Annotated in this window: 11 protein-coding genes and 1 riboswitch; of the genes, 9 read left to right on the top strand and 2 right to left on the bottom strand. The window is 59.2% G+C overall.

Features of this window, described 5'->3' with window-relative positions; genetic code table 11:
• Positions 1–86 precede the first annotated feature (86 nt).
• A riboswitch (cyclic di-GMP riboswitch) is annotated at positions 87–175 on the top strand.
• A 100-nt stretch (positions 176–275) separates the two neighbouring features.
• On the top strand, positions 276–2,030 hold the full coding sequence (locus tag ACN9MU_RS17240; RefSeq protein WP_426318005.1) for a S8 family serine peptidase: 1,755 nt from the start codon (positions 276–278) through the stop codon (positions 2,028–2,030).
• A gap of 57 nt (positions 2,031–2,087) precedes the next feature.
• Here ACN9MU_RS17240 and ACN9MU_RS17235 read toward each other — a convergent pair whose 3' ends face one another.
• Positions 2,088–2,840, bottom strand: coding sequence for a PEP-CTERM sorting domain-containing protein (locus ACN9MU_RS17235; RefSeq protein ID WP_426318004.1), 753 nt, complete (start codon positions 2,838–2,840; stop codon positions 2,088–2,090).
• A gap of 226 nt (positions 2,841–3,066) precedes the next feature.
• Between ACN9MU_RS17235 and ACN9MU_RS17230 the strand changes: the two genes are divergently transcribed.
• The 8 genes from ACN9MU_RS17230 to ACN9MU_RS17195 all read left to right on the top strand — a co-directional run bounded on the left by ACN9MU_RS17230 (position 3,067) and on the right by ACN9MU_RS17195 (position 9,131).
• Positions 3,067–4,530 carry a protein adenylyltransferase SelO gene (locus ACN9MU_RS17230; RefSeq protein ID WP_426318003.1) on the top strand — a complete coding sequence of 488 codons (1,464 nt, stop codon included), beginning with the start codon at positions 3,067–3,069 and terminating at the stop codon, positions 4,528–4,530.
• A gap of 10 nt (positions 4,531–4,540) precedes the next feature.
• Positions 4,541–4,939: a peptide-methionine (R)-S-oxide reductase MsrB gene (msrB, locus tag ACN9MU_RS17225; protein WP_426161557.1), complete on the top strand. Its 399-nt coding sequence runs from the start codon at positions 4,541–4,543 to the stop codon at positions 4,937–4,939.
• Positions 4,923–5,573: a septation protein A gene (locus ACN9MU_RS17220; RefSeq protein ID WP_426335804.1), complete on the top strand. Its 651-nt coding sequence runs from the start codon at positions 4,923–4,925 to the stop codon at positions 5,571–5,573. Before msrB ends, ACN9MU_RS17220 begins: the two co-directional genes overlap by 17 nt.
• Positions 5,570–5,842: a BolA family protein gene (locus ACN9MU_RS17215; RefSeq protein WP_426161555.1), complete on the top strand. Its 273-nt coding sequence runs from the start codon at positions 5,570–5,572 to the stop codon at positions 5,840–5,842. Before ACN9MU_RS17220 ends, ACN9MU_RS17215 begins: the two co-directional genes overlap by 4 nt.
• A gap of 120 nt (positions 5,843–5,962) precedes the next feature.
• Positions 5,963–6,742: a peptidylprolyl isomerase gene (locus ACN9MU_RS17210; protein WP_426161554.1), complete on the top strand. Its 780-nt coding sequence runs from the start codon at positions 5,963–5,965 to the stop codon at positions 6,740–6,742.
• A gap of 64 nt (positions 6,743–6,806) precedes the next feature.
• Complete coding sequence (locus ACN9MU_RS17205) at positions 6,807–7,583, top strand: peptidylprolyl isomerase (RefSeq protein WP_426343156.1); 777 nt, start codon at positions 6,807–6,809, stop codon at positions 7,581–7,583.
• Between the two features lie 58 nt (positions 7,584–7,641).
• Positions 7,642–8,307, top strand: coding sequence for a DNA alkylation repair protein (locus tag ACN9MU_RS17200; RefSeq protein ID WP_426343155.1), 666 nt, complete (start codon positions 7,642–7,644; stop codon positions 8,305–8,307).
• A gap of 143 nt (positions 8,308–8,450) precedes the next feature.
• Positions 8,451–9,131, top strand: coding sequence for a hypothetical protein (locus ACN9MU_RS17195; protein ID WP_426343154.1), 681 nt, complete (start codon positions 8,451–8,453; stop codon positions 9,129–9,131).
• A gap of 3 nt (positions 9,132–9,134) precedes the next feature.
• Here ACN9MU_RS17195 and purL read toward each other — a convergent pair whose 3' ends face one another.
• Positions 9,135–13,178, bottom strand: a complete 4,044-nt coding sequence (gene purL / locus ACN9MU_RS17190) for a phosphoribosylformylglycinamidine synthase (protein WP_426343153.1) — start codon at positions 13,176–13,178, stop codon at positions 9,135–9,137.
• Positions 13,179–13,317: the final 139 nt, after the last annotated feature.

Genomic DNA, 13,317 nt, shown 5'->3' with positions numbered 1-13,317 from the left:
ATGCTCAGACGGATTTGTATCAGGATGTAATTTGAGGGAAATTTCATTTGCCTCGCGGTAAATCGTGAATTACTATCGAACCTGAAGTCTGACAAAGGCAAACCGCGCGAAAGCACGGGACGCAAAGTCAACGGTCTAACGACGCGCAAGCGTCCATGACGGCTGGACTGCCAGATACACAGGTGACCCTGATGTCCCCGGTGTGCTCTCCAACTACTCCCTTGGGAGTGGCCGGCAGTCCTTTTTTCTGAAACCTTGAAAAAGGATCTGCTTTAATGAAGAACCGCACCTGCATCGCCACCCTCATCCTCGCTGGCGCCGCCCCTATCGTATTTGCAGCCCCAGGCAACGATACTGATTTTGCTCCCGGCCGTATCCTGGTCGAACCTCAGGCAGGCTTGACTGCCGATGAGTTCGCCAAAGACTTGAAAGGCCATGGCGCCGGCAAGGCCCAGAAGCTTGGTCAGAGCAATATCCATATTATTGACGTGCCGCATGGCTCCGAGAGGGCGATTGCCAACAAGCTGAAACACAATCCCCATTTCAAGTTCGCCGAACTTGACCAGCGTGTGGAAGTCAGCGCGACCACCAACGACCCTTACCTGGGCAGCGAATGGCACATCGGAAAGATCGGCGCCAGCGCCGCGTGGGACAAGACACAGGGCGGCAACATCACCATTGCCATCCTGGATTCGGGCGTTGACGCAAGCCACCCCGACTTCTCGGGCCGCCTGGTAGCAGGCTATAACACCTACGACAATAACACCAACACCGCCGACGTCTGCGGCCACGGCACCAAGGCTGCCGGCTCCGCGGCAGCTGCGTCCAATAACGCCATCGGCGTCGCCGGCGTGGCGGGCCAAGCCAGGATCATGCCAGTGCGCATTGCCTACAACAATTCCGGCACCTGCTACGCCTACTTCTCGACCATGGCCAGCGGCGTGACCTGGGCTGCCGACCACGGCGCCCGCGTGGTCAACATCAGCTACGCCAACGTGCCAACCAGCTCGGCCGTGCAAAGCGCTGCCAACTACCTCAAAGGCAAGGGCGGCCTGCTGTTCGTCTCGGCCGGCAACTACAACCGCGATGAAGGCTTCACCCCGACCGACACCATGATCCCGGTCTCGGCCACCGATTCGGCCGACAACCGTGCCAGCTTCTCCAGCTATGGCGCCTTTGTCGCGCTGTCGGCGCCGGGCGTGGGCATCTACACCACTGTCCAGGGTGGCGGCTACGGCGCGGTCAATGGCACCTCCTTCGCCAGCCCGGTCGCCGCAGCGGTGGCAGCCCTGGTGATGTCGGCCAATCCTTCCCTGAGCGCAGACCAGGTGAAGAGCATCCTGTTCACCACCGCTGTCGACCTGGGCACTGCCGGCCGCGACATCTACTTCGGCTATGGCCGTGTGAATGCTTCGGCTGCCGTAGCAAAAGCTGCGGGTACCACAACCACGGCCGACACCACTGCGCCAACGGTCTCGATCGCTGCCCCGCTGGGCAGCAGCACGGTGTCGGGCATCGTCTCGGTCAACGTCAACGCTGCTGATAACGTCGGCGTGGCGCGCGTGGACTTGAAAGTCAATAGCACGGTGGTAGCGAGCGATGCGAGCAGCCCATTTAGCTTTGCGTGGGATTCCAAAGGCGTTGCCAACGGTATGGCAACCCTGACGGCCGTCGCGCGTGATGCTGCCGGCAATGTGACCTCTTCCACGCCAGTCAGCGTGAACGTCTCGAACAGTACCACCACCATTTCTCCGACGACCGACACGGTTGCGCCCGTTGTGGCTATCACCAACCCAAGCAATGGCGGCACCGTTCACGGCAACGTCAACGTTACCGTGAATGCATCGGACAATAGCGGCGCGGCTGGGATTTCGATGTCGCTTTACGTGGACGGCGCGCTGGTTGCTTCGGGCAGCGGATCGAGCATGGCCTACAGCTGGAAACCCAGCAACGGCAGCCATACCCTGAAAGCAGTCGCACGTGATCGCGCCGGTAACACTGCTGCCAGCAGCGTGAGCGTACGCAAGTAAGCGGCTCTCCAATGAAAAACGGCAGCCTTGGCTGCCGTTTTTTTCATCAGGTCGCGATCAGCGGATACTGCGTCGGCGGCTGAGCGCCAAACCCAGCAGGCCGACACCGAATATAGCCAACGTAGCAGGCTCTGGAATTTCCTGTTCACCGCCTCCGCATTCCGGACGTGTGTCGCCTGGAGGGCATTCAGGCGGATTGCAGTTTTCTTCTCCGTCCACGCAGGCACCGGATTTAGCGGAAGATGCATAGCCCTGGACATGCACTGCTGCAAACAAGCCGTCCGTTCCGCAGGTACGGCCTGGCATGCACGACAGGAACATGAAATCATTGACGCTTAGCGTCTCGCTTAGGTCGACAGAGAGACGCCAGACCGATTCGTTCCCCTGCGCCAGCTCACCCGGGTTCGCATTCACAAAATGGAACACACCATCGTAGCTGCCGGACCCGGTTCCGTTCTGGCAATCCGAGCAGATGCTGGTGTTGGCGTTCACCCCGCTTAACAAGGAGAACGTTCCGGTCTGGGCCAGTGCATCACCGTTGAACCACCAGTCGTTCACATAGATGCCAGACTCCAGCACGCCGGTTGCGACGCTCAGGCTGATGTCCACATAATTCGTGCCATAGTCGGTAAACTTCAGTTGCGCCCACGAGTCGGTTGCAGTCGCCCCAGACTGCAGGGGTGGCGCGTCTCCGGTGTAGACGTTGGCGTTATTAAAATTGAGCGTCCATTCGCCCGCATGAGACAAAGGAGCAACCCCCATCAGCAGTGCTGCTCCCAAGACACCCAGCGCAGTTTTGATACTTTTCATGTTACACCCCCTTTTATTATGGTACGAACTCCTATACGCATATAGCGTGCCTAAAAGTTACTCACCAACGAAATCAATCGGTTAACCTCAGCAGTTAAATCTTGACCCCAAAAATTGTAAGAATTCTCGACATTGACATGAAAGTCACCACTGATTTCGTACGGAAACTTAGGTTTCCCTTAGGGCGCAAGACGGCATCGGGTGCCTGCGTTAAAATGCGCTGGACATGAGCGCTACTAACTTCCAGTTTGAAAATTCCTTCGCAGGTTTGCCGCCAGCGTTCTACACTCACCTGATGCCGACTCCATTGCCGGCGCCTTACCTTGTTGGGCTGAGTCCTGCGGCTGCACGCCTCATTGGTCTTGAACCAGCAACGCTGGCGACGCAAGAAGCGGTTGATATCCTGACCGGCAACCGCCTCGCGGAGCGTTCGAAGCCGCTTGCGGCTGTCTATTCCGGCCACCAGTTTGGCGTCTGGGCCGGCCAGCTCGGCGACGGGCGTGCCATCCTGCTCGGCGATCTAGCCACTCCCGAGGGCCCGATCGAGTTGCAGCTGAAAGGCGCCGGCATGACGCCATACTCGAGGATGGGCGATGGACGCGCCGTGCTGCGCTCGTCCATCCGTGAGTTCCTGTGCTCGGAAGCGATGCATGGCCTCGGCATCCCGACCACCCGCGCCTTGTCGGTAGTCGGTTCTGACCAGGGAATCGTGCGCGAATCGATCGAAACCGCGGCCGTCGTCGTCCGCATGGCCCCAACCTTCATCCGGTTTGGTTCTTTTGAACACTGGTACTACAATCGCAAGCCGGATGAACTCAAGCAATTAGCCGATTACGTCATCGACCGCTTCTACCCTTCCCTGCGCGACGAGGAAAACCCGTACGCTGCCTTGCTGGAAGAAGTGACCCGCCGCACCGCGCGCATGATTGCGCACTGGCAAGCAGTAGGCTTCATGCATGGTGTAATGAATTCCGACAATATGTCGATCCTGGGGCTGACTCTCGATTACGGCCCCTTCGGTTTCATGGACGGATTCGACGCCAACCAGATCTGCAACCATAGCGACGAGCGTGGCCGTTACTCGTATTCCAACCAGCCGCAGATCGGTCACTGGAACTGCTACGCCCTCGCGCAAGCCTTGTTGCCGCTGATTGGCGAAGTCGAACTGACCCAGGAAGCGCTCGACGTCTACCAGCCGGAGTTCGCGCGTCACATCGATCAGCTGCTGCATGCCAAGCTCGGTTTGGCTACCACGCAAGAAGGCGACCGCGAACTGCTTGACGGCCTGTTTGCCATCCTGCAAGCCAACCACACTGACTTCACGATTTTCTTCCGCCGCCTGAGCGCCTTGCGCGCCGGCAGCTCGGAAGGCGACGAACCCTTGCGCGACTTGTTCATCGATCGCCCCGCTTTCGATCAATGGGCCGAAGCTTATCGTGCGCGCCTGCGCGCCGAAAACAGCGACGATGCTGCGCGCAAACTTGCGATGGATCAGGTCAATCCCAAGTATGTGCTGCGAAACTATATGGCACAGCTCGCCATCGAAAAGGCGCAAAATAAGGACTTTTCCGAAGTCGAGCGCCTCTTGACCCTGCTCGAACGCCCCTTCGACGAACAAGCAGAGAATGAACAATATGCAGGCTTTCCGCCAGACTGGTCCAGCCAGCTCTCGGTAAGCTGCTCTTCGTGAGAGATCAACAATGAGCGACAAAGTTGTCAAGACCGATGCCGAATGGCGCGCCCAGCTCGACCCGATGGAATACCAGGTTACCCGCCATGCCGCCACCGAGCGCGCATTTACGGGCAAGTTCTGGGACCACCACGAGCATGGCATTTACACCTGCGTATGCTGCAACACCCCGCTTTTCGAGTCGGATGCCAAATTCGATTCCGGCTGCGGCTGGCCGAGTTACTTCAAGGCGCTCGATCCTGCGAATATCATAGAGAAAACGGATCGCTCGCATGGTATGCTGCGCACCGAAATCATCTGTGCAGTATGTGATGCCCACCTGGGCCACGTCTTCCCTGATGGCCCGCCGCCGACCGGATTGCGCTATTGCATTAATTCGGCCTCGCTGCGCTTTGAACCGAAGCCTTGAAAAGATGAAGATTATTTTTGACCTGTTTCCGCTGATCCTGTTTTTTGTCAGCTACAAATTTGCCGGCAGTCACCAGGAAGCCGCGCATGCCATGCTGAATGCCCATCTTGGCGGCCTGGTTTCCGGCGGAGCGATTCCGGCATCGCAGGCGCCGATCGTGGTCGCGACTATTGTCGGCATTATCGGCACCGCTGCCCAGGTGTTATATCTGCTGGCCCGGCGCAAGAAAGTCGACGGGGCTCTATGGGTTTCCCTGGTAGTGTTTATCGTATTCGGCGGCATGACCATCTATTTCCACGACGATGACTTTATCAAGTGGAAGCCAACCATTATTTACTGGTCGCTTGCGACGGCCATGCTGGTGGCGTACCGCTTCTTCGATAAAAACATGATCCGCCTGGCGATGGAAAAGCAGGTCCAACTGCCGGAACATGTCTGGGTGCGCCTGCATTTCATGTGGATTACCTTCTGGCTGGTGCTGGGTTTTGTGAACCTCTTTGTCGCCTTCATCCTGTTCAAGTCCGATAACGACGCCTGGGTCAATTTCAAGGCTTTCGGAGTTACCGGTTTGATGCTGGTGTTCTTTATCGCACAGGCTTTCTACCTCTCTAAACATATTAAGGATGAAGCATGAGCGACCCGCGCCTTGCCAGGATTCGCGAGCGCCTGGAAGCCTCGCTGGCGCCATCGGAAATCGTGCTGGAAGATGAATCCGCGCTGCATGCCGGCCATGCCGGCGCAGCCTCCGGCGGCGGACATTACAGGCTGAAAATTGTCTCTACTAAATTCGAAGGTGTGAAACTCGTCATGCGCCATCGTCTGGTGTATGATTCCGTGCACGATATGATGCATAAAGAAATTCATGCATTGGCCATTACCGCATTGGCACCGTCCGAAGTATGATATGCGCGGAGTTTTTGGGAAACATCAAAAAGAACCTCGATCGTTGAATAGTAGAGACATCTCGGCGAACCAGCCCAAAATCCCCGCAATTCAGTAAACTTTCCCTAGGAATTAAACTAAATGACTTTCAAGCCAGCCCGCTTGCTGCTCGCACTTATCGCCGTTGCCGCTGCACCAGCTTTCGCCCAGAACGCCGCTGTCGTCAATGGCAAAGCCATCCCGACCGCCAAAGTTGACGCCCTGGTCAAGCAAGTCGTTGCCCAAGGCCAGCAGCAAGACACCCCTCAACTGCGCGAAATGATCAAGAAGTCCCTGATCGGCCGCGAAGTAATGATCCAGGAAGCGGAAAAGCAAGGCCTGGCCAAGAGCAAGGACGTTACCACTGCTCTGGAACAGGCTCGCCAGGACATCATGCTGAACGCCCTGGCTGCTGATTACGTGAAAAAGAACCCGGTTGGCGACGCCGAAATCAAGGCTGAATACGACCGCGCCGTTGCCGCCGAAGGCGACAAGGAATACCACGTGCGCCACATCCTGGTGGAAACCGAAAAAGAAGCAAGCGACATCATCGCCAAGCTGAAAGGCGGCGCCAAGTTTGAAGACCTGGCCAAGAACTCCAAGGACACCGGTTCCGCTGCCAACGGCGGCGACCTGGACTGGGGCACTCCAGCCAACTTCCCTAAAGTCTTCGCTGACGCGTTCACTTCCCTGCAAAAAGGCCAGGTTACCGAGAAGCCAGTGCAAACCCCAAGCGGTTTCCACGTGATCAAGGTGGAAGACACCCGTCCAGTCAAGCTGCCTACCCTGGAAGAAGTGAAGCCACGTATCGCCGATTCCCTGATGCGCGCGAAACTGCAGGCCTATCAGGAATCCCTGGTGAAGAAAGCCAAAGTACAATAATCCGTCACGGACCTGATCCGGCGCCCAAGCGGCGCCGGATTTATTTTAACTAAGGAAATACTCAATGAAATTCAAACCAGCCACCCTGCTGTTGGCCCTGATCGCAGTTGCAGCGCCCCCTGCATTTGCCCAGAACGTCGCTACCGTGAACGGTAAAGCTATCCCATCGGCCCAGATGGAAGCCGCTGTCAAGCAAGCTGCTGCCCAAGGCCAGCCTGACTCGCCACAACTGCGCGACATGATCAAGAAATCCCTGATCGGCCGTGAAGTGCTGGTGCAGGAAGCCACCAAGCAAGGCGTTGCTGCCAACAAGGAAGTGAAAGAAGCCCTGGAACAAGCTCGCCAGGACATCATCATCCGCGCCCTGCTGGTTGACTATGTCAAGAAGAATCCAGTGAGCGACGCAGAAATCAAATCCGCTTACGACCAGTTCAAGGCTTCCAAGGGCGACAAGGAATACCACGCTCGCCACATCCTGGTGAAGACCGAGAAGGAAGCGACCGACATCATCGCCAAGCTGAAAGGCGGCGCCAAGTTTGAAGAACTGGCCAAGGCCTCGCAAGACCCAGGCTCGGCTGCCAATGGCGGCGACCTGGATTGGGCAGCGCCAGGCAACTACGTGAAGCCATTTGCCGACGCCATGGTCGCCCTGAAAGACGGCCAGATCACCGACAAGCCAGTGCAGTCCCAGTTCGGCTACCACGTGATCAAGCTGGAAGGCTCGCGCGCCGCCAAGGTGCCGTCGCTGGAAGAAATCAAGCCGCAGATCGCCGAATCCCTGACCCAGCGTAAAGTCGCAGCGTACCGCGACCAGCTGGTGGCCAAGGCCAAAGTGCAATAATCCAGATGCGCCTTTACAGGCGATCTTCACGAAGCGCCCCACGGGGCGCTTTTTTATTATGCCAACAAGCAAAGACATCATTTCCGCCCTCGCACCGCTGGCCGACGCCTCGCGGGTGCCAGCCATGCGCGCCTATATGCGCGAGCAGTTCCCTTTCCTCGGCATTCCCACGCCGGCGCGACGCGAAGCACTCAAGCCAGCCATCCGCGCGTTCAAGGGCGCGCCGCCGGCTGAACTCCTCGGCATTGCAGATGAGCTATGGCGCCTGCCGGAACGTGAATACCAGTACGCGGCACTGGATTTGATGGCCGCACACTGGAAACAGTTCAGCGCCGGCGATTTACCGGAATTGCTGGCTTTTGTCATGCGCAAATCCTGGTGGGATTCGGTGGACGGCATGGCTGCGATTATCGGTGATGTCCTGCGTTTCGGGCACGATGGCATGGACCAAGCGATAAAACATGACAGCTTCTGGATGCGGCGAATTGCCCTGCTCCACCAATTAGGGTGGCGGGGCAAAACCGATGAAATGCGCCTGTTCCGCTATTCACTTGCGCTCGGCCATGAAAATGAATTTTTCATTCAAAAAGCAATTGGCTGGGCCTTGCGGGATTATGCGCGGCACGCTCCACATAATGTCGCTCATTTTATTAATGAAAATAAGGCGTCTTTGTCGAAGCTGAGCGTTCGCGAGGCCGGCAAGCACCTCGCGCCCTTTGCTTAAGCCAGGAGCTGGCGCATACGTGCCAGAAGTTAGCGTTTATCCTGCTAGCCGCCATTCGGCATCAAAACAACAGAAATAATTCGCACAATTGCCGCTCCTGAAAATGTCGCGTTAAACTCGTGACAACTAAATGGAGGCTGACGATGAATAAACTCGCATTACGGCAGTTAATCCTGTGCGGCGCTTTTATTACCGCGGCTCCTGCCATGGCAAGCGTTATCGCTACTTTCGACGATCTGCCATTCCCTCCTGCGCTTGATAGTGCGACCGGCATCCAATGGACAAATGCCAGCAGCAGCCTGGAATACCAGGGTGTTATTTGGGATGCCAGGTTCGGCGTGGTGGGCGACCAATATCGCGTTGGCGGGCCGAGTGGCCCATTATTCGGCATTCCCCACTCCGGGCACTACTTTGTCTCCAATTCGAGCGGATCGAGCGGCATGACGATCACGACCGATAAAATCCTGACCGGCGCATGGTTCGGCCGCAACCAGTACTACGGTTTCGGCGAGGGTGGCGCTGACCAGGTCACGATCGTGGCGCTGAATGGTGCAAGTGAATTGGGCTCAGTCGTGTTCGACTTGCCAGAAAGTCATCCGGGTTTGCCGGAGCCGCTGTCGTTCGTCAACACCAGCATTTTCGCTGCGCTGGGCCCGATCACAGGCTACCGGATCGACCGGCGCGAACTCGGACAACAGAATGGAAACTGGGTCGCCGACGACTTCCAGTTCGTCGATGCGACCCAGGTACCGGCCCCGGGCGGGGCCGTCTTGATGCTCGGTGGCATGGCCGCCTTGCTGGCGGCCCGCCGGAGGCGCGCTTAGCCTTTAACCGATGAATTTGCGCGCGTTACCCCACATGCGCGCCCAAGGCGAATCCTCGCCCCAGCCGTCCGGATGCCAGGAATTCTGCACCGTGCGGGAAACGCGTTCCGGGTGCGGCATCATCACGGTGAAGCGGCCGTCAGGCGTGGTCACCGAGGTCAAGCCGCGCGGCGAACCGTTCGGGTTATATGGGTAGCCCTCGGTGGCGCCGCCTTGATTGTCCACGAAGCGCAACGCACCGATTGCCTCATCGATATTGCCGGTCTGGCTGAAGTCGGCGAAACCTTCGCCGTGCGCGATCGCGATCGGCGTCTGGGTGCTGGCCATGCCTTGCAGGAAGATCGATGGCGAATCCAGCACCTCCACCATCGAGAAGCGTGCTTCGAACTTCTCCGACTTGTTGGTGGTGAACTTCGGCCACGCATGCGCGCCCGGAATCAGCGATTTCAGGTTCGACATCATCTGGCAACCGTTGCAAATGCCCAGGCCGAAGGTGTCCTTGCGCTGGAAGAAGGCGGCAAATTGCTCAGCCATTTCAGGATTGAACAGGATGGACTTGGCCCAGCCCTCGCCCGCACCCAGCACGTCGCCGTAGGAGAAGCCGCCGACAGCGATGATCCCCTGGAAATCAGCCAGCGATACACGGCGCGAAATCAGGTCGCTCATGTGCACGTCGACAGCGGCGAAGCCGGCGCGGTGCATTGCCCAGGCCGTCTCGATATGCGAGTTAACGCCCTGCTCGCGCAGGATGGCAACCCGTGGACGAACGCCGGTCGCCAGGAAAGGCGCCGCGACGTTTTCCGCCATATCGAAGGTGATTTTCGGCTGCATGCCCGGGTCGGTTTCATCCAGCAGGCGATCGTATTCGGCATCCGCCGTGGCCGGGTTTTCGCGTAAGCGGGAAATGCGCCAGCTGGTTTCGCTCCACAGGCGGTGCAGGTCGGCGCGCGGCTGCGAGTAGATGATCTTGGCGTCGCGCGTGAACTCAATCACGCCACGGTCGTTCGGCTTGCCGATGATGTGGCTGCAAGCGCCCAGGTTGAAGCTGCGCAGCACGTCCATCACCGCCGATTTCTCGTCGGCGCGTACCTGGATCACCGCGCCCAGTTCTTCGTTGAACAGCGCGGACAGGGTCAGTTCATTGCGGCGTTCAGCCACCTGGCCGGCCCAGTTCTTGGCGTCGCCGTGATCCATGGTGCCCTCTTCGCCCAGGGTCAGCATGTCCAGGTTGACGGACAGGCCGGCGCGGCCGGCGAAGGCCATTTCGACCAGGGTTGCATACAGGCCGCCATCGGAACGGTCGTGGTAAGCCAGGATCATGCCTTCCTTGTTCAGCTGCTGGATGGCGTTGAAGAAGCCCTTCAGGTCTTCCGGCGAATCCACGTCCGGCGCGGCATTGCCCAGCTGGCCCATCACTTGCGCCAGGGCCGAAGCACCCATGCGGTTCTTGCCGCGGCCCAGGTCGATCACGATCAGGGAAGTTTCGCCCAGGTCGGTGCGGATCTGCGGGGTCAGCGACTTGCGCACGTCGTACACCGGCGAGAAGCCGGAAACGATCAGGGACACCGGCGAAATCACGGCCTTGTCGGCGCCCTCGTCCTTCCAGGTAGTGCGCATCGACAGGGAATCCTTGCCGACCGGGATCGACAGGCCCAACGCCGGGCACAGCTCCATGCCGACCGCTTTCACGGTGTCGAACAGGGCTGCATCCTGGCCTGGCTGGCCGCAGGCAGCCATCCAGTTGGCCGACAATTTGATGTCGGAGATATCGTTGATAGGCGCCGCTGCCAGGTTGGTGACGGTCTCGCCCACCGCCATACGGCCCGAAGCTGGCGCGTCGATCACTGCCAGCGGGGTACGCTCACCCATTGCCATCGCCTCGCCCACATAGCCGTCGTAGCTGAGGGTGGTCACCGCGCAGTCGGCCACAGGCACCTGCCACGGGCCGACCATCTGGTCGCGCACCGACATGCCGCCCACGGTACGGTCGCCGATGGTGATCAGGAAGCTCTTGTCGGCCACGGTTGGCAGCAACAACACGCGCTTGGCAGCCTCTTCCAGCTGGATGCCGGTCAGGTCGATGGCCGGCAGGTCGTGCTGGACATGCTTCACATCGCGGTGCATCTTGGGTGGCTTGCCCAGCAGGACTTCCATCGGCATGTCGACTGGGTTATTGCCCATTTCCTGGTCGATCACCTTCAGCTGGCGCTCTTCCGTTGCCACGCCGACCACGGCGAACGGGCAGCGCTCACGCTCGCACAGGGCCTGGAACACGGCCAGGTCGCTCGGGGCGATCGCCAGCACATAGCGTTCCTGCGATTCGTTGGACCAGATTTCTTTGGGCGCCATGCCGGACTCTTCCAGCGGCACCTTGCGCAGGTCGAAAATCGCGCCGCGCTTGGCGTCGTTCGTAATCTCAGGGAAGGCATTCGACAGGCCGCCCGCCCCCACGTCGTGGATCGAAATGATCGGATTCTTGTCGGCCAATTGCCAGCAGCCGTTGATGACTTCCTGGGCCCGGCGCTCCATTTCAGGATTGCCGCGCTGGACCGAATCGAAGTCCAGGTCAGCGGTATTGGTGCCGGTCGCCATCGACGAGGCAGCCGAACCGCCCATGCCGATGCGCATGCCCGGGCCGCCCAGCTGGATCAGCAGGCTGCCGACCGGAATGTCGTTCTTGTGGGTATGCGAAGCGGAGATGTTGCCGATACCGCCGGCGATCATGATGGGCTTGTGGTAGCCCATCACGGTGTCCTTGCCGCCGGCGAACTGCTGGCCGATATTCTGTTCGTAGGTGCGGAAGTAGCCACCCAGCACGGGACGCCCGAATTCATTCGAGAATGCCGCGCCGCCCAGCGGGCCTTCGATCATGATCTGCAGCGGCGAAGCGATGCGCTCCGGCTTGCCGTACACCTGGCTTTCGTCGCGCTTGCCGACCGGAGCGGTCACGTTGGCGGCGTTTTCCCACGCCTGCACGGCGCCAGGGATCATCAGGTTGGACACGGTAAAGCCGGTCAAGCCTGCCTTGGGCTTAGAGCCGCGGCCGGTTGCACCTTCGTCGCGGATCTCGCCGCCGGCGCCAGTCGAAGCACCAGGGAACGGGGAAATCGCGGTCGGGTGGTTGTGGGTTTCCACCTTCATCAGGGTGTGCACCAGCTCGGTGGACGGCGCGTATTCCTGGCCTTCGCGCGGGTAGAAGCGGGTCACTTCGGCGCCTTCGATGATCGAGGAGTTGTCCGAATAAGCCACGACGGTGCCGCGCGGGTTCTTCTCGTGCGTGTTCTTGATCATCTTGAACAGCGATTTGTCCTGTGCCACGCCGTCGATGGTCCAGTCGGCGTTGAAGATCTTGTGGCGGCAGTGCTCCGAGTTGGCCTGCGCGAACATCATCAGTTCGACGTCGGTCGGGTTGCGCTTGGCGTTGGTGAAGGCTTCCAGCAGGTAGTCGATCTCGTCGTCCGACATCGCCAGGCCCAGGTCGGTATTGGCCTTTTCCAGCGCATTGCGGCCGGCGCCCATCACGTCGATCGATTCCAGCGGCTTGGCTTCCAGGCTCGAGAACAGGCCGGCAGCCTGGTCCGGGTGACGCAGCACGGATTCGGTCATGCGGTCGTGCAGCAGCGCGGCAACAGCTTGCGCCTGCTCGCTATCCAGCCTCCTGGCCGCGCCCAGGCCGGTTCCCAGGATGCCGCCCTTCAGGTTGATACGGTACGCAACGCCACGCTCCACGCGGTGGATATGCGCCATGCCGCAGTTGTGCACGATGTCGGTGGCCTTGGAAGCCCATGGCGAAATGGTGCCGAAACGGGGAATGACGACAAACTCTTCCACCACGCCCTCGGCATGCTCCGGCAAGGCTGGCTCGCCGTAGGTCAGCAAGCCATTCATGCGGTTCAGATCGTCTTCGGACAGGGGCGAAGCGGAGTCGACAAAGTGGATAAAGCGGGCTTGGACCGACGTAATGGACGGCAGAACTGCTTGAAGCTGGTTGAGGAGGCGTTGGCTACGGAAAGAGGACAGGGCGTTGGAGCCCGGCAGAATCAACATAGTGGGGGCGTGAAGAATGCAGCGTTGCTGCGGTTTAAAGGAATACTGTGCACGAGCTGACTGGTCTTGCTGTATTTCGATTTGCCGACATTATACTTGTTTCAGGCATCACTTCCCACCCTTCCTTCATTGGTCCGAA

Origin of the sequence: Pseudoduganella sp. R-32, from assembly GCF_049913245.1 — a bacterium.
Taxonomy (GTDB): Bacteria; Pseudomonadota; Gammaproteobacteria; order Burkholderiales; family Burkholderiaceae_D; genus Rugamonas.
This window is presented reverse-complemented; position numbering and strand designations above follow the sequence as displayed.

Bases quoted from the DNA above. Each gene is read 5' to 3' on its own strand.
- ACN9MU_RS17195 (WP_426343154.1), top strand. From the start codon at position 8,451: ATGAATAAACTCGCATTACGGCAGTTAATCCTGTGCGGCGCTTTTATT.
- ACN9MU_RS17210 (WP_426161554.1), top strand. From the start codon at position 5,963: ATGACTTTCAAGCCAGCCCGCTTGCTGCTCGCACTTATCGCCGTTGCC.
- msrB (WP_426161557.1), top strand. From the start codon at position 4,541: ATGAGCGACAAAGTTGTCAAGACCGATGCCGAATGGCGCGCCCAGCTC.
- ACN9MU_RS17200 (WP_426343155.1), top strand. From the start codon at position 7,642: ATGCCAACAAGCAAAGACATCATTTCCGCCCTCGCACCGCTGGCCGAC.
- ACN9MU_RS17235 (WP_426318004.1), bottom strand. From the start codon at position 2,840: ATGAAAAGTATCAAAACTGCGCTGGGTGTCTTGGGAGCAGCACTGCTG.
- ACN9MU_RS17240 (WP_426318005.1), top strand. From the start codon at position 276: ATGAAGAACCGCACCTGCATCGCCACCCTCATCCTCGCTGGCGCCGCC.
- ACN9MU_RS17215 (WP_426161555.1), top strand. From the start codon at position 5,570: ATGAGCGACCCGCGCCTTGCCAGGATTCGCGAGCGCCTGGAAGCCTCG.
- purL (WP_426343153.1), bottom strand. From the start codon at position 13,178: ATGTTGATTCTGCCGGGCTCCAACGCCCTGTCCTCTTTCCGTAGCCAA.
- ACN9MU_RS17230 (WP_426318003.1), top strand. From the start codon at position 3,067: ATGAGCGCTACTAACTTCCAGTTTGAAAATTCCTTCGCAGGTTTGCCG.
- ACN9MU_RS17205 (WP_426343156.1), top strand. From the start codon at position 6,807: ATGAAATTCAAACCAGCCACCCTGCTGTTGGCCCTGATCGCAGTTGCA.